General features: G+C 36.9%; 17 protein-coding genes and 2 pseudogenes. 12 read left to right on the top strand and 7 right to left on the bottom strand.

Translation table 11 applies throughout. The annotated features are described in order from the left end of the window. Positions 1-627: 627 nt before the first annotated feature. Positions 628-1,380: an IS5 family transposase gene (locus OPR26_RS06430; protein ID WP_264702259.1), complete on the bottom strand. Its 753-nt coding sequence runs from the start codon at positions 1,378-1,380 to the stop codon at positions 628-630. Between the two features lie 57 nt (positions 1,381-1,437). After that, positions 1,438-2,124: a collagen-like domain-containing protein gene (locus tag OPR26_RS06425; RefSeq protein ID WP_265015800.1), complete on the bottom strand. Its 687-nt coding sequence runs from the start codon at positions 2,122-2,124 to the stop codon at positions 1,438-1,440. Positions 2,125-2,171: 47 nt separating this feature from the next. Between OPR26_RS06425 and OPR26_RS06420 the strand changes: the two genes are divergently transcribed. Together OPR26_RS06420 and OPR26_RS06415 are read left to right on the top strand one after the other, a co-directional pair. Next, positions 2,172-2,537 carry a transposase gene (locus OPR26_RS06420; protein WP_264731180.1) on the top strand — a complete coding sequence of 122 codons (366 nt, stop codon included), beginning with the start codon at positions 2,172-2,174 and terminating at the stop codon, positions 2,535-2,537. Beyond that, positions 2,534-2,944, top strand: coding sequence for a transposase (locus OPR26_RS06415; RefSeq protein ID WP_320157296.1), 411 nt, complete (start codon positions 2,534-2,536; stop codon positions 2,942-2,944). The genes OPR26_RS06420 and OPR26_RS06415 overlap by 4 nt, the downstream gene beginning before the upstream one ends. On the opposite strand, the gene OPR26_RS06410 is transcribed toward OPR26_RS06415, so the two are convergent. Then, positions 2,936-3,190: a hypothetical protein gene (locus tag OPR26_RS06410; protein WP_265015799.1), complete on the bottom strand. Its 255-nt coding sequence runs from the start codon at positions 3,188-3,190 to the stop codon at positions 2,936-2,938. The genes OPR26_RS06415 and OPR26_RS06410 overlap by 9 nt on opposite strands. A gap of 283 nt (positions 3,191-3,473) precedes the next feature. On the opposite strand from OPR26_RS06410, the gene OPR26_RS06405 reads away from it, so the two are divergent. The 4 genes and pseudogenes from OPR26_RS06405 to OPR26_RS06390 all read left to right on the top strand — a co-directional run. Continuing rightward, positions 3,474-4,226 carry an IS5 family transposase gene (locus OPR26_RS06405; protein ID WP_264702259.1) on the top strand — a complete coding sequence of 251 codons (753 nt, stop codon included), beginning with the start codon at positions 3,474-3,476 and terminating at the stop codon, positions 4,224-4,226. Further along, positions 4,214-4,976, top strand: a protein-coding gene (locus OPR26_RS06400; protein WP_265015623.1) for an IS5 family transposase whose coding sequence is annotated in 2 segments (ribosomal slippage) — positions 4,214-4,447 and positions 4,449-4,976 — 762 coding nt in all. Because the reading frame shifts where the segments join, the coding sequence is not laid out codon by codon here. The genes OPR26_RS06405 and OPR26_RS06400 overlap by 13 nt, the downstream gene beginning before the upstream one ends. Positions 4,977-5,066: 90 nt before the next feature. Next, the gene (locus OPR26_RS06395; RefSeq protein ID WP_264702259.1) at positions 5,067-5,819 is read left to right on the top strand and encodes an IS5 family transposase; all 753 of its coding nucleotides are present in this window, start codon (positions 5,067-5,069) and stop codon (positions 5,817-5,819) included. Between the two features lie 17 nt (positions 5,820-5,836). Then, positions 5,837-6,029: pseudogene (locus tag OPR26_RS06390) on the top strand (IS66 family transposase); the annotation flags it as partial. Here the strand turns inward: OPR26_RS06390 and hisS are convergent. Next, the gene (gene hisS, locus OPR26_RS06385) at positions 6,012-7,271 is read right to left on the bottom strand and encodes a histidine--tRNA ligase (protein ID WP_265015798.1); all 1,260 of its coding nucleotides are present in this window, start codon (positions 7,269-7,271) and stop codon (positions 6,012-6,014) included. The pseudogene OPR26_RS06390 and the gene hisS overlap by 18 nt on opposite strands. After that, positions 7,268-7,840 carry a NifU family protein gene (locus OPR26_RS06380; protein ID WP_265016302.1) on the bottom strand — a complete coding sequence of 191 codons (573 nt, stop codon included), beginning with the start codon at positions 7,838-7,840 and terminating at the stop codon, positions 7,268-7,270. The genes hisS and OPR26_RS06380 overlap by 4 nt, the downstream gene beginning before the upstream one ends. Before the next feature lie 196 nt (positions 7,841-8,036). On the opposite strand from OPR26_RS06380, the gene OPR26_RS06375 reads away from it, so the two are divergent. The 4 genes and pseudogenes from OPR26_RS06375 (at position 8,037) to tnpC (ending at position 12,470) form a co-directional block, all read left to right on the top strand. Then, entirely contained in the window at positions 8,037-8,261 is a 225-nt protein-coding gene (locus OPR26_RS06375) for a DnaJ domain-containing protein (protein WP_265015797.1), read from the top strand. A gap of 88 nt (positions 8,262-8,349) precedes the next feature. After that, positions 8,350-9,582, top strand: coding sequence for a cytochrome b (locus OPR26_RS06370; RefSeq protein ID WP_265015796.1), 1,233 nt, complete (start codon positions 8,350-8,352; stop codon positions 9,580-9,582). Between the two features lie 380 nt (positions 9,583-9,962). Beyond that, positions 9,963-10,721, top strand: a complete 759-nt coding sequence (locus tag OPR26_RS06365) for a cytochrome c1 (RefSeq protein WP_253302908.1) — start codon at positions 9,963-9,965, stop codon at positions 10,719-10,721. A 382-nt stretch (positions 10,722-11,103) separates the two neighbouring features. After that, positions 11,104-12,470: pseudogene (gene tnpC / locus OPR26_RS06360) on the top strand (IS66 family transposase). Here tnpC and OPR26_RS06355 read toward each other — a convergent pair. Further along, a complete protein-coding gene (locus tag OPR26_RS06355; protein ID WP_265015795.1) occupies positions 12,457-13,413 on the bottom strand; it encodes an FKBP-type peptidyl-prolyl cis-trans isomerase in 957 nt (318 codons plus the stop codon). The pseudogene tnpC and the gene OPR26_RS06355 overlap by 14 nt on opposite strands. Next, complete coding sequence (locus tag OPR26_RS06350) at positions 13,406-14,197, bottom strand: polyprenyl synthetase family protein (RefSeq protein WP_253301955.1); 792 nt, start codon at positions 14,195-14,197, stop codon at positions 13,406-13,408. Before OPR26_RS06350 ends, OPR26_RS06355 begins: the two co-directional genes overlap by 8 nt. Before the next feature lie 145 nt (positions 14,198-14,342). Between OPR26_RS06350 and acpP the strand changes: the two genes are divergently transcribed. Both acpP and fabF read left to right on the top strand, forming a co-directional pair. Continuing rightward, positions 14,343-14,606 (top strand): acyl carrier protein, encoded by a 264-nt coding sequence (gene acpP / locus OPR26_RS06345; protein ID WP_341823500.1) that lies wholly within the window; start codon positions 14,343-14,345, stop codon positions 14,604-14,606. A gap of 10 nt (positions 14,607-14,616) precedes the next feature. Then, complete coding sequence (fabF, locus tag OPR26_RS06340; RefSeq protein ID WP_265015794.1) at positions 14,617-15,885, top strand: beta-ketoacyl-ACP synthase II; 1,269 nt, start codon at positions 14,617-14,619, stop codon at positions 15,883-15,885. Positions 15,886-16,006: the final 121 nt, after the last annotated feature.

Raw genomic sequence — 16,006 nt, 5'->3', positions numbered from 1 at the left:
GTACAAGAGTTTATCAGTTCTAGGAAAGAAGAGTCACCACAATTACCTCCTAAACTTAAGAATTTAAATGCAGTATCCCAGAATAATGAGGAGCCACCACAATTACTTCCTAAAAAAAGGAAATCAAGTGATGGTATGGTTGCTGATGGTGAGAATAAAAAACAAGATATTAAGGGCATGTTGTCATCTGAAACACAAGCAAACCCAACACGCTCAAAACGTCATGCAATGATGCTTGACCCTCAGCAAATAGAATCTATACACCAGAATGCTGAAGAGCCACCACTAGGTAAAAAATACGCACATACTGAAACCATCTCCTTATCAAAGGCATTTGATACAATCAGAGATTTTTTTCAAGATTGTGGTCAAAAAATAATAAATACTATTCATAGATTACTAAAGAAGGAAGTAATAACAGGAGTTAAAGAGCAAGGCTATGATGTGAATAGTGAAAAAGGTAAAAGTGAAATTACGATTTATGGTAATAAATTGATAGATATTGACAAAATAAAAACGGATTTTATTGATACCTCTCTAATTCGAATAATGGAATTGGGTGAGGAGAAAATCAAAGATCTTAACAATAATTATAAAGGTGATCAGCTAGGCTCTGTGGACAAAATTTTAGAGAAGCCATACAAGAGCTCCAACAAAATTGAGAAAACCCATAAAAACCTCAGCAGTTTTATCAAATCTGGAAAAAATGCGCCTAAAATTTTTAATTTTACCAAAAAAACACTCAATCAAATGACGTTCTTTGTAGATATGCTCATCGTAATACCTTTGCACTTTTCGATTCCGTTTTGGCGGAATAACTACTGTACATCCCTTGTCTTCAAGACTTGTAACAAAGGCATTGCTATCGTAGCCCTTGTCAGCTACTACAGTAGAGTTATAGATACTTTCGGTCAACACTTGTGCCTGCGTAATTTCATTTCTTTGACCAGGAGTCAGAGTAAATTTAAGTGGATTTCCAAGTGCATCGACAAGCGCATGTATTTTAGTTGTAAAGCCACCTTTGCTCCTCCCTAAAGCTTCTTGATCCTTGGAGTTTTTTGTATATCCAGATGAACATGGATGGGCTCGGATGATCGTACCGTCGATTATAGCAACTTCTAAATCAGGCTCTTGTTTAGTATATTCAAGCAATTTTTTCCAGACATCTCTTTCACACCATCTTTTAAATCGCTTATGTATACTCCTGTAATTACCATAAGTTTTTGGTAAAAGTCTCCATTGGCAACCACTTCGCACTATGTACCACACTGCCTCTATGAATATTCTTAAACGTTTTTCATCTTTGCTGTGCATTCCTTTTACGCTTTTTATGAACTCTAAAATTTGTTTCCAATTTTCCTCTTTGATGTAATATTGCATATGGTAGTTTCTCCATTTTTTACCTATTAGGCTAAACTACCATCTTTTTCTCTCTTTTCATATTTTTTGTCCACAGAGCCTAGGACCTTGTATACCCTGTTCTCCTTTATCTCCCTTGAAACCTTGTGGACCTACTAAGCCTTGATCACCTTTATTTCCTTGAGGGCCTCTTGGACCTGCATTTCCTTGGTCACCTTTTGATCCAGGCATTCCTGGCAATCCATCTTTACCAGGAGCTCCATCTGCTCCTTTAGAACCCGGGGTTCCATCTTTACCAGCTTTACCTTGCGCTCCTTCTTTACCTTGCAAACCAGATTCACCTTTCCAACCTCTCAGCCCTTTAGGACCACTACTACCTTCATTACCTTTCTCTCCTTTTGCTCCACTTGGGCCTTGTGGGCCTTTAAGCCCTAAATCACCTTGTTTGCCTTTAGGCCCTTGATCACCCTTCGCTCCACTTGAGCCTTTCAATCCCGATTCTCCACGATCTCCTTTTGGACTCGTTATACTCAACCCTGGCATTCCCTTTTCTCCCTTTGGACCTTGTGGGCCACCAGCTTCTCCTTTTTCACCTTTTGGTCCTCCAGGCATTCCATCTAGTCCTGGTAAGCCAGGTGCACCTGGCTTACCCTTTTGGCTTGGATAGCCGTAACCCAAATAACCTTGATCACCCTTGTCACCTTTCTCTCCAGGCAACCCGTTTAGACCTGGATGACCTTGATCCCCTTTAGAGCATGTCTTCAAACTGAGTAGAAAGAAGTTAAGAAGTATGGTATAAGGTACATTTTAAGATGTACCCAAGCGATATAAGTGACAAAGAATGGAAGACAATAGAGCCATATTTTGAACCTAAAAAGACCGGCAGACCAAGAAAACATAGTATTAGAACAATTATTAATGCAATCCGCTATATGATGAGAACAGGATGTCAATGGAGACAACTGCCTAAAGATTTTCCACCATGGAAAACCGTATATAGTTGTAATTCGCGCTTGAAAAAAAGTGGAATATGGCAAGAAATTCATGATTTTCTAGTTAAAAAAGTAAGAGAGATGATTGGTAAAAATAAGACTCCATCAGTAGGTATAATTGATAGCCAGTCAGTGAAAACTACTCAAAAAGGGGATCCAGAGGATATGATGCTGGCAAAAAAATAAAGGGCAGAAAACGCCATATTATTGTAGATACTGTGGGTCTTGTAATTGCTGCTGAAGTACAGAGTGCAAGTATTCAAGATCGTGATAGTGCTCTAAATCTTTTTGCCCAAGCTAAATGCAAAGTTCCAACTTTACGTAAGTTTTTTGCTGATCAAGGGTACATAGGTAAATTACAAAACAGATGCTTATTGGAAACGGGATGTTTATTAACGATTGCCAAGAAAATAGTTGATACAGGATTTCAAGTTATTCCCAAACGTTGGATTGTTGAAAGAACTTTTGCCTGGCTTTCCAATTTTAGGCGCATGAGTAAAGATTACGAGCATTCTCCTCTCACCTCAAAAAACTATATCTTCTTTAATATGATCACTATTATGCTTCACAAATTAGCTCATTCTTCAGTTTGAAGACATGCTCTTAGGACCTGGCTTTCCTGTTAGTTCTGAGACTGCATAAAACCCGCCTTCTTGGCCCTTTTCTCCTTTTTCTCCAGGTATGCCTGGCAGCCCATCAAGACCACGTGGTCCTAGTTCGCCTCTTTGACCTGGCAAACCTCTTGGCCCAGGAGGTCCAGGCATTGCTACCACTGACTCCATACGTAGCTGTAGATTCTCAATTTTCTTTTCTAAATCTTTAATTTTTTTATGATTCATGCTAACCTCCAGACCATGTAAATAGTAGTAATAAGGGTGTGAGGAATAACTTGGTGAGTCATCCTCATAGTCATCTAAGAACCTGTACATGATCTCAAGAAAGGAATAAACTAAGAGATAATGTATATAAGTTAGGATATATGAGGAGTTTATACCCAAGTAATATAAGTCGGGAAAGATTTGAGATTATATTACCAGATCTAGGCTCTGTGGACAAAAAATATGAAAAGAGAGAAAAAGATGGTAGTTTAGCCTAATAGGTAAAAAATGGAGAAACTACCATATGCAATATTACATCAAAGAGGAAAATTGGAAACAAATTTTAGAGTTCATAAAAAGCGTAAAAGGAATGCACAGCAAAGATGAAAAACGTTTAAGAATATTCATAGAGGCAGTGTGGTACATAGTGCGAAGTGGTTGCCAATGGAGACTTTTACCAAAAACTTATGGTAATTACAGGAGTATACATAAGCGATTTAAAAGATGGTGTGAAAGAGATGTCTGGAAAAAATTGCTTGAATATACTAAACAAGAGCCTGATTTAGAAGTTGCTATAATCGACGGTACGATCATCCGAGCCCATCCATGTTCATCTGGATATACAAAAAACTCCAAGGATCAAGAAGCTTTAGGGAGGAGCAAAGGTGGCTTTACAACTAAAATACATGCGCTTGTCGATGCACTTGGAAATCCACTTAAATTTACTCTGACTCCTGGTCAAAGAAATGAAATTACGCAGGCACAAGTGTTGACCGAAAGTATCTATAACTCTACTGTAGTAGCTGACAAGGGCTACGATAGCAATGCCTTTGTTACAAGTCTTGAAGACAAGGGATGTACAGTAGTTATTCCGCCAAAACGGAATCGAAAAGTGCAAAGGTATTACGATGAGCATATCTACAAAGAACGTCATTTGATTGAGTGTTTTTTTGGTAAAATTAAAAATTTTAGGCGCATTTTTTCCAGATTTGATAAAACTGCTGAGGTTTTTATGGGTTTTCTCAATTTTGTTGGAGCTCTTGTATGGCTTCTCTAAAATTTTGTCCACAGAGCCTAGAGTCCTGTAGAAAAAAAACAAAACCAAGAAAACTTGATTTGTATGATGTATTTTGTGGAGTGTTATACGTTCTGAAAAGCGGTTGTCAGTGGAGAATGCTACCAAAAGAGTTTCCAAAATGGCGCAATTGTTACGACTATTTTAAGAAGTGGAGTGAAAAACCAGATGCAAATAAAGAAAGTGTTCTGGAGCTGGTGTTAAAAAAAAATAGTTGGCGTAGTCCGACAAAACAATGGTCGGAAAGAAAAAACCAGCTTCTGCATAATTGATGCACAGAGTGTAAAAAATGCAGATACTGCTGAAGAAAAAGGCTACGATGCAGGCAAAAAGATTTCAGGAATAAAACGCCATATTGCAGTAGATACGCAAGGTTTGCCACATGCAATTTATGTAACAACAGCAGAGATAACTGACCGTAGCAGTGCTGTGAGAATGGTAGAAAATGCAAAAGAAAACCTCTCGGGAGTTAAAAATGTACTGGTTGATGCAGGCTATACGGGAGAGAATTTTGCAACACAAATAAAAGCAACTATTGGTGCAACTGTTGAGGTAATAAAACGCAGTGAATTACATACCTTTGCTGTATTGCCAAAAAGATGGGTTGTAGAGCGTTCTTTTGCTTGGTTGGAAAAATGTAGACGGTTATGGAAAAATTGCGAGCGTAAACTCAACACCAGCTTGCAAATGGTAGTTCTTGCTTTCACTGCTTTGTTCCTCAAAAGATTATGAACAGGTTCTAGGCTCTGTGGACAAAAAATATGAAAAGAGAGAAAAAGATGGTAGTTTAGCCTAATAGGTAAAAAATGGAGAAACTACCATATGCAATATTACATCAAAGAGGAAAATTGGAAACAAATTTTAGAGTTCATAAAAAGCGTAAAAGGAATGCACAGCAAAGATGAAAAACGTTTAAGAATATTCATAGAGGCAGTGTGGTACATAGTGCGAAGTGGTTGCCAATGGAGACTTTTACCAAAAACTTATGGTAATTACAGGAGTATACATAAGCGATTTAAAAGATGGTGTGAAAGAGATGTCTGGAAAAAATTGCTTGAATATACTAAACAAGAGCCTGATTTAGAAGTTGCTATAATCGACGGTACGATCATCCGAGCCCATCCATGTTCATCTGGATATACAAAAAACTCCAAGGATCAAGAAGCTTTAGGGAGGAGCAAAGGTGGCTTTACAACTAAAATACATGCGCTTGTCGATGCACTTGGAAATCCACTTAAATTTACTCTGACTCCTGGTCAAAGAAATGAAATTACGCAGGCACAAGTGTTGACCGAAAGTATCTATAACTCTACTGTAGTAGCTGACAAGGGCTACGATAGCAATGCCTTTGTTACAAGTCTTGAAGACAAGGGATGTACAGTAGTTATTCCGCCAAAACGGAATCGAAAAGTGCAAAGGTATTACGATGAGCATATCTACAAAGAACGTCATTTGATTGAGTGTTTTTTTGGTAAAATTAAAAATTTTAGGCGCATTTTTTCCAGATTTGATAAAACTGCTGAGGTTTTTATGGGTTTTCTCAATTTTGTTGGAGCTCTTGTATGGCTTCTCTAAAATTTTGTCCACAGAGCCTAGATGACCCAGAAAACATTCTGCTGACAAACAACCATGCTGAACAGCAGATACGGCGTTATGTCGTTTATCGCAAAAATTCATATTTTACCCAATCGAAGCGGGGAACTTGAACGGATAATTTCGTTATACTTAACATGGAAACAAATGGGTCTCAATCCTTTCCAAAACCTTCTATCTATTGTTTCTTAAACCTCTCTCCTGAACGGATACGATGTTTTCTATTGTGTTATCGCGAGCAATTATTTTTTCTTCACCTGTATCCATGTTTTTAATCTTTAAAGTTTTACTACTCAATTCTTCATCGCCAAAGATTAAAGCAGCTTTAGCATTTGCTTGATTTGCTTTTTTCATTCGGTTTTTAAGTGCTCCGCTATATTCGTAGACTACATATAAACCATTTCTGCGCAATTCATTTGCAAGTGTTAAAGCATGTTTTTCAGCCTCTCTGCCGATCGGAATTAGGTAAATAGGTCGCTCTTCTTTCGGAGAATAATTGATTAACTCCATTATGCGTTCAATACCTCCTGCAAATCCTATTGCTGGAGTGTGTTTTCCACCTACTGAAGATACTAGATTATCGTATCTTCCACCGGCAAAAACTGCCCCTTGTGCACCTAAATCTTCTGTGACAAATTCAAATACTGTGTGACAATAATAGTCTAGACCTCGAACTAATTTGCTATTTACAGTGTAAGGTATGCCAAGAGCTTGCAGTCCATTTAACACCTGGTCAAAGAAATATGAAGATTCTTTTGTATAGTGATCACTGATTTTAGGTGCATCAGAAATTATTAATCTATCTTTCTCATCCTTAGAATCCAGTATTCTGAGTGGATTTTTGATCAACCTATTTTTGCTATCTTCTGATAGATCGTTTTGATACTTTGTAAAGTATAAGATCAAAGCTTCTCTATACTTAGTTATTGTTTCACTATCACCCAGAGAGTTGATTTCCAGCTTTACATTTTTATTGATGCCAAATTCAGTTAGTAAGTGCTGAGCGAGTGATATCAATTCAACATCGGCTTTTGAATCTTCTACACCAAAAACCTCAAAATTTATCTGATGAAATTGCCTCTGTCTTCCCTTTTGCGGTCTTTCGTAACGAAATGCAGGTCCTGTTGAGAATAATTTTATCGGTGTTTGCAGTTTTTTTTCAATGAGTAGCCTGACAATCGCTGCAGTGAACTCAGGACGTAAAGTTATGCTCTTTCCCCCTTTATCATTAAAGGTGTACATCTCTTTAGTGATGATGTCTGAGCTATCACCTAAAGTCTTTGTGAAAACTTCCGTATATTCAAATATCGGAGTTTGAGCAGGCAAAAAGCCATATAGACTTGAGATTCTGCTTGCTGTTTGCTCTATGTGTTTAAACTTGTACCATTCATCAAACAGGAGATCTTTTGTTCCTCTAACCGTTTGATTAGTCATAGTATGGTCTCTATACCTGCAACCTCTGGTATGTGGTAGCTCAGCATATTCTGCACTCCTTGCTTTAAAGTAATTGCAGCACTTGGGCATCCAGAGCAAGCTCCTTGTAGCTCAACATAAACTATCCCGTCTTTATAGCCACGAAATTTGATAGCGCCACCATCTTGAGCAACTGCAGGTTTGATATAACTTTCCATCAATTCTTTTATTCTATTTACAATTTCTATATCATTTTTATCAAAAAATTCTTCATCCGGTATATTATTATCATTTACTCCTTCTTTATCTAGTGCTTTCCCACCTGAAGTAAAGTGATCCATGATTGTAGTTAAAATTTCTACTTTTAATGTATCCCAATTAATTCCACCCAATTTTGTTACTGAAATAAAATCATGACCAAAAAACACTCTTACCACATGTTCTATTTGAAAAAGATTTGCTGCTAACTTGGAGTTTTTTATTTCATCTGCATTTGAAAAATCAGCCGTTTCTCCTTCGTTTAGAATTGTAAATCCAGGGAGAAATTTCAGTGTGTTTGGATTTGGTGTTTCTTCAATCTGGATGAACATGTTATTTACCATGACAATTATAATTGTTACTATTTAATCATAAAATGATAAAAAAATATACATGTCATTCATCTTTTTTCTTTTTTTAGTATTCATAGTAATTATATTTATTTTGCCTAGCGTTGTTGTATTTTTTCTTTTCCTGACAAAAAAAAATAACATAAGTTTCATGATGAACTCTATATTGAGTAAGTTTTTGAACGAATTTAATAGCAGTAGAAGTTATACTGAAAATTACACTGGTGACAACATGTCCAAAGATGAAGCATTAAAGATACTGGGGCTGAATCCTGAGGCAAGTCAAAATGAAATCAATAAAGCATATCAAAATTTAATGAAATTAGTTCACCCAGATAAGGGAGGCTCGGAATATTTTGCACAAAAATTAAACGCAGCACGTGACAGATTGCTGAAGAGGTAGTAATTAATATCGCTTTAAACTTTTTATTTGTGTGTAAAGGATAAGTTGCTACAATAAAACGAGTTAAAGGTAGAGAAAGCTTTAAGTTATGCAAGATGATACTAAAAAAAAAACAACGATAGAAGAGGAAAAAGGCATATTAGGATGGATAGAATATAGACTGCCTATATTTTCTTTTCTAAGACACACTGCTTCTTATCAAGTGCCAAAAAACTTAAATTATGCTTGGAACTTTGGCTCTTTGGCTGGTATAGCGCTGGTTTTACAAATAATAACAGGCATATTTCTTGCTATGCACTACACTCCACATGTTGATTATGCGTTTAATAGCGTGGAGCGTATAATGCGGGATGTGAATTACGGGTGGTTAATACGCTACACTCATGCTGTCGGGGCATCGCTCTTCTTTATGGTAGTCTATGTTCATATAATGCGTGGGTTATATTACGGATCTTACAAGAGGCCACGAGAGATGGTGTGGTTTATTGGTATATTTATATTTTTTGCAATGATGGCAACTGCCTTTATGGGATATGTTCTTCCTTGGGGACAAATGAGTTTCTGGGGCGCAACAGTTATAACCAACTTATTTTCTGCTATACCTTTAATTGGCAATAAAATAGTTATATGGTTATGGGGTGGTTTTTCAGTGGATAACCCAACACTTAACCGTTTTTTCGCTCTGCATTATCTTCTGCCTTTTGTTATTATTGCTTTAGCTATGCTTCATGTGATAGCTCTGCATAGGTTTGGCTCTGGTAACCCAAGTGGAGTGGAGGTAAAATCGGATAAGGATACCATTCCTCTCTATCCTTATTATATAGTCAAGGATTGCATAACTTTTGGTCTGTTTTTTGTAGTTTTGTTTGCATTTGTTTTCTATGCTCCTAATTATCTTGGACATCCAGACAATTATATAGAAGCTGATTCTATGATCACTCCGGTACATATAGTGCCAGAGTGGTATTTTTTACCTTTTTATGCAATGCTACGTTCAATTCCAGATAAACTTACTGGTGTGCTTACCATGTTTGCGTCTATTTTAGTGTGGTTTTTGTTACCTTGGCTTGATAAATCAAAGGTTAAAAGTGGTGCTTATCGCCCGGTATTCAAGAAATTTTTTTGGGTTTTTGCAATAAATTTTGCACTTCTTGCCTGGCTTGGGGGACAAGAGGTGAAAGAGCCTTACATCACTATGAGTAGGCTATCTACTCTTTATTACTTTGCATATTTTGTGATAATTTTACCACTGCTTAGTAAATATGAAAAGCCAAAAGAACCACCAAAAACCTTAAGTGATTCTGTGCCGGAGATGAGGTGATGTCAACTCAAAGCAAATCTCTTACAAAATTCTCTGTCATCCCAGAACTTTCTTCTTTCACCCCAGAGCCCTCTTCTTTTACTCCAGGGCTCTCTTCTGTCATCCCAGTGCTTGACACTGGGATCCAGAAGAAAAATAAATGGATTCCACCATCATGTACACAACTGTATGAACGTTGTATACAACACACAGTGTCATTCCACTATCTTCCGTTGTCGTCCCAGTGCTTGACACTGGGATCCAGATATAAAAATACTTACAAATCATGCAATGGACAACAAGTTCTAGAAGTGCGCAATAAACATAATGTTAGTGATGAAATACCAGTGTCAGCTACTTGCATGACATCAATTCGAAATCTACTAAAACAGTGGTTATGCATGGGATCTAATGTATTTGCAATCTTCTGCATGCTATTCCTATCTAGTTTTACATCTGCAGAAGAATTCAAGCCATCACCAAATAAAAAAATGGACTGGAAATTTGATGGAATTACCGGATCTTTCGATAGAGAGTCAATTCAGCGTGGCTATAAAGTGTATAAAGAAGTCTGTGCTGCTTGTCATTCAATGAATAGGGTAGCATTTCGTAATTTGCAGGATGTCGGTTTTTCTGAAGAAGATATAAAACAGATTGCAGCTTCTTACCAAGTTAAAGATGGTCCGAATGATTTGGGTGAAATGTTCGATAGACCTGGAATACCTTCGGATTATTTTATTGCACCTTTTGATACAAAAGAAGCAGCTTCAGCAAGCAATAATGGTGTAGTTCCACCAGACTTATCGTTAATTATTAAAGCAAGGCATGATGGTGCAAATTATGTCTATTCACTGTTAACAGGCTATCAAAACGGCGAGCACGATGAAAATGATTTATACTTCAACCCTTACTTTTCAACAGGCAGGTTAGCTATGGCACCACCACTTTCTGAAGGAATGGTGGAATATGATGGTGCAAGACAAGCCACAGTTGAAAATATGGCGTATGATGTGATAAATTTTTTACAATGGGCAGCAGAGCCAGAATTAGAGCGCCGGCATAAACTTGGATTAAAAGTAGTGGCGTATTTTATAATTTTAACAGTGTTTTTTGTATTAACTAACAATAGAATTTGGAGCAAGCTCTATAAGAAGAAGTGATAGTCAATTTTGCCTCAAATATAATGGTTGTCATCCAAGTAGCTAACACTGGTTCCTTTATGACGGCAGTGCCCAGAGGTGTCATGCAAGTAGCTGACAATATAGAAACAAAAAACTTCCTTGACAAGCCTCGCCAGCCCCCTTATCATGGAAGTGAAGCTATATTATTTAACTTCGCAATCTCTGCAGCAGATTAAAATGACAAGAAAACTTGTATTTGGCGTACTATTGTTTAATTTTTTGCACTATGTGCGCTCTATGTCTTTATCAAATTTCTAGGTCTTTACCTATACAAACTGAAACGGTATCCGTTCAGCGGAGTGGCAGAATAAGGTAGACAAGGTGATCTAAAAAGATAATCATAGAGCAAAAGTGAGGTAATATGGTAAACCTTTTAGAACTTTGCAAAAATTTACAGCAAAAAATAGAAAAGTTAGAAGCAAAAATAGAAAGGCTGGAAAGAGAGAATGAAAGTCTAAAAGCAGAGAACAAGGCTTTAAAGATAGAGAACGCTGAATTAAAGGAAAGGCTTGGCTTAAATTCAAAAAACTCATCTCTGCCTAGCTCAAAAGAGCTATATAAAATAAAAAAGGACAAGCCAAAAAGCGAAAGGAATATTGGCGGTCAGGTTGGACATAAAGGAAGTTTTCGTGCCAAAATGGAAGCAGATAAAGTAGTAAAGATAGAGTTGCCTAATACTTGCGAATGCGGAGGGGAGATTGCAGTATGTGAAAAACCATATGTTCATCAGAAAGTTGATCTGCAAGAAATTAAGCCGTATATAGTAGAGTATCAGTTAGAGCATGGCCGTTGTCGGAAGTGCGGAAAAAGAAGAAGCAGCAAATTACCAGAAGGTGTTACATCAGATACATTTGGTCCAAAAGTTAAATCGATAATTGCAGCACTCAGGGGATTTTACAAGAATTCAAAACGCGAAGTGGCTAGCATTATAAATGACATTTTTAATTTGAATATAAGTGTTGGCAGCATATCAAACAGTGAACACAGAGTTGCATCAAAATGCGAAAAAACATATGAGCAAATCGAACAAGAGATAAGTAGAAGTAAAGTTTTACATATTGATGAAACGAGCCATTATAACAAAGGTAAACTCGCTTGGTGTTGGATGTTTGCAAGCAATACGGCAAGTTTTGTAAAATTTACAGAGTCAAGAGGAATGAAAGTTTTACAAAATAGTAAATTCTGCAATCGCAATAGCTTGGTAATAACTGACAGGTATGCAGCATACAATTATTTTGCCGATAAAAACAGGCAAATCTGTTGGGCACATTTATCAAGAGATTTTGAAAGATTAGCACATAGTTGAAGTTAAAGTTCTGGGTTGTTACTTGAGAAACGTGGCCACTGAATTATTTGCACTAAAAAAAGCTTTACTAAAAAGTGAAATAGATGTTTTGAGGTTTGTCAGACGTGCCAGAAAATTAAGAAAACGTACAAAGTATTACTTGAAGGAGATATCTCGTTTACCTGAAGCAATTGGAGCCTCTCGAGTTGCAAAAAATGTTCTGAGATCTGAAAGAATGATGTGGAAATTTTTAGATGACCCAGAAAATATTCCGCTGACAAATAACCACGCTGAACGGCAAATTCGGCATTATGTCGTTTATCGCAAAAACTCATATTTTACACAATCAAAGCGGGGAACTTGAGCGGATAATTTCATTATACTTAACTTGGAAACAAAGGGGTCTCAATCCTTCCCAAAATCTCCTATCTATTGTTTCTTAAACCACTCTCCTGAACGGATACGTTTTTCAACAGTAGAACGGTGTGCTGCGACCTCTTGCTTAATATCTAAGCTTAAGTCAATTATTGAGATATTTTCTTCATCATAATCTATATCTTTTATTAACATATCGTCAGTAATAGTCAAAAGGTCAGGCGGAGAAAGAATAGTTCTTTTATTACCAGCTCTCATTCCCACAACTCCAAGCTCTATAGCAAGTGGTATTTTTTTATCGCCAACCCTAAATTGCACTGTTTGATCTTTGACTATATATTCCCCATTATGCTTCTTTACGCTATATTTAACTGATATCTCATCACCGCACCTTACTTGTTTTCCAGTCTTGTTAATTAAGTCATTAAAAACCATCAGATTATTCACTGAGTCGGGATATTTATCCTTTACTTCGATCAGTTTGACGTAATAAGAATTAAAATTCACTTTGTTATCATTGGCAATAGTAACTACACGCTCTCCGCCTTCTTTCATACCTATCACCCCTAAACCCACTTCTTTTAGGTCATCTTGACCTATTTTCAAAGTAACATCAGAAACTTTGCTAGGGAGTGTTGTTAAGTTATTATTAGAAATTTTATATATTTGCAGTAGGACTTCCAGGCCGCAGAAAGCCTTGCTGCCACTGCCTTCAGTAATTTCATAAAAATTTATCGAATCTTCTTCCTTTTGCTGCGTCATTTCTTCTAAATATTCTGTTAGCCCATGCTTTTCAATATAGCGGTCGAGTGCTGATTCAAGTATTGGCTTCACTAGATAATGTGCTATTGTCTGTATCAAACCACCATGCGTGGCACTTATCTCATAAAGCTTGTCCTTTTTTTCTGGTTTACCTTTGTTTATATAGACAATAGTAAACATAAAAGCAGAGGTTAAAGTGAGAATCATTACTATGGAAATAAGCATTTGTAATATAATTTTTCTAACCATCTTTCCTTACTTGATTCAATAAATCATATAAATAATTAGTATCCCCTGAAAGCGCACTCAAATTATCCAAGCCTTGTTTAAAGAGGGCATCTATATAGTCTTCTACTTCACTTTTACCAAGTACAGACATTAGATTATTTGTTTTATCTTGTTCGTAATCTTCAATATCATCCTTAGCTTGAAAGATAAGCCCTAGGTTTATCCCGTAGTTATATAACGCTTTACGTTGCTTATCTGTAGCATTCCCTATTATAGCACCTATTTCACATGAAGCTGCAAATAGTTTTGCGGTTTTCATCAAATGAATTTCTTTTATTTTGTTAAAATCTGCACCAATATCTAAAACCTGTCCTCCTACCATTCCCCTAATTCCTATTGCTTGAGAGAGCACTTTTATGATCTCACAGCGTTTCTCATTTAACGAAGATAATACCTCAAAAGCCAGAGTAAGTAGTCCATCTCCGGCAAGCACTGCTGTTGCTTCATCAAATTTTTTATGGCAGCTTAGCTGGCTTCTGCGAGTATCACTGTTGTCCATGCATGGTAAATCATCGTGAATTAGAGAGTAAGCATGAACAAATTCAATTGCTGCAGCAACTGATATTACTTTTTTAGCTTCTGCGTTAAACACTCGCGATGAAGCTACGACTAAAAAGGAGCGTATATGTTTTGCAGGAGCAAGGAGTATATAACGCATAGCTGATATAAGCTTATTCTCGCTATTTTCGGGTAAGAGTTTATTTACTTCTACAATAAGCAAATTTTTTGTTGTTTCGTCTAGCATTTTTGAATTGTTAATTGTTTAGCACGTAACGCTAGCCAGCTAGGGCAGTAGAAAACTTTGCTGTAGTTTACCAGTTATAAAAGATATTGCAAACATAAAAATTTTTTATAACATCAAAGAATAGGTTATTTTTTTGGTAAGAAATGTGAATAGCGAACTAGCAAAGAGCACTAGAGAAGACATAGAAGAAAAAGTGAAAAAGATTATACTAGAGCACATTAGTAAGGATGTAGAGAAATTCAACAGCTCTTCAAAGCTTTCGGAGCATGGTGCAGACAGTTTAGATGCAGTTGAAATCATCATGGCGGCAGAAGAAGAGTTCGGGATAGAAATCCCAGATGAAGACGCGCAAAAAATGGAAACTATGGAGCAAATAGTTGAGTATATTAATAGTAAAAAAGGCCAATAGTTAGTGTTAAATGAGCAGAAGAGTAGTAGTCACTGGTGTTGGTTTAATCACTCCGCTAGCGGCAGATGTTGACAACACTTGGTCAAGGCTGATAAAAGGCGAGTCTGGCATAAAAGCAATCAATACAGATAGATTTGACTCTTCTGATCTTGCTTGCAAGGTTGCAGGGCAGGTGCCTGTGCAATCCGATAACATTGAGAATTACTTTAATCCTGTAGGTTATATTTTTGAAAAAGATCTAAAAAGAACGGATCGTTTTATTCATTACGGCATTGCAGCAGCGGTTCAAGCTGTGGAAGATTCATCTTTAGAAGATTCAAAAGTAGATAGAGAACGTGTTGGCGTAACTATTGGCTCTGGTATAGGTGGTCTTCCGTCAATTCAGGAAAATGTTATTACCATGCAGGAAAAAGGGCCCAGACGTGTCAGTCCATTTTTTGTCCCTGCAAGTCTAATAAATTTGATATCTGGCCATATTTCTATTAAATACGAATTTACAGGTCCAAACGATTCAGCAGTAACCGCATGTGCAACAGGTGCGCATGCAATCATAAATTCAGCAAGAACTATAAAACTTGGTGAAGCGGATATTATGATTGCAGGTGGAGCAGAAAGTGCACTGTGTAGAGTTGGAATTGCAGGTTTTGCGTCTATGAAGGCATTATCAACTAAATTCAATGATAAACCGGAAGAAGCTTCAAGGCCATGGGATGCAGAACGCGATGGCTTTGTTATGGGTGAAGGAGCAGGTATATTGGTGCTGGAGGAATACGAACATGCAAAAAAAAGGGGGGCAAAAATACATGCAGAACTTACTGGATACGGACTCACAGGAGATGCGCACCACATTACAGCACCACATCCAGAAGGAAGAGGCGCATTTAAGGCAATGCAGCTTGCCTTAAAAAGTGCGCAAATTAATCCAAATCAAGTAGGATATATCAATGCACATGGAACTTCAACGCCACTTGGAGATAAAATTGAAGTAATAGCAATGAAACAGTTATTTGGTGACTACGTTTATAAAATACCTGTTTCTTCAACTAAATCTTCTATAGGACATTTACTTGGTGCTGCAGGGAGCGTTGAAGCAATATTCAGTATTCTTGCGTTAAATAATGGAATTATTCCGCCAACCTTAAATTTACATAAACCTTCAGAAGGATGTGATTTAAATTTTGTACCGTTTAAGGCTCAGGAGCATAAAATTCAATATGCGCTTTCTAATTCGTTTGGTTTTGGTGGCACTAATGCATCGCTCATCTTTGGACAAGTGTAATCAATTCTGCTGCTGAATAGCTAAAATGTACGAACATTATGATCTGTGATAGCTATATTATCTGTAATTTGCCTTTTACTGTCGATTTACTATACTTATTTGGTAAGATCTAGCTTAATTA

It is taken from the genome of Wolbachia endosymbiont (group A) of Anoplius nigerrimus (assembly GCF_947251795.1).
Lineage (GTDB): Bacteria > Pseudomonadota > Alphaproteobacteria > Rickettsiales > Anaplasmataceae > Wolbachia.
This window is presented reverse-complemented; position numbering and strand designations above follow the sequence as displayed.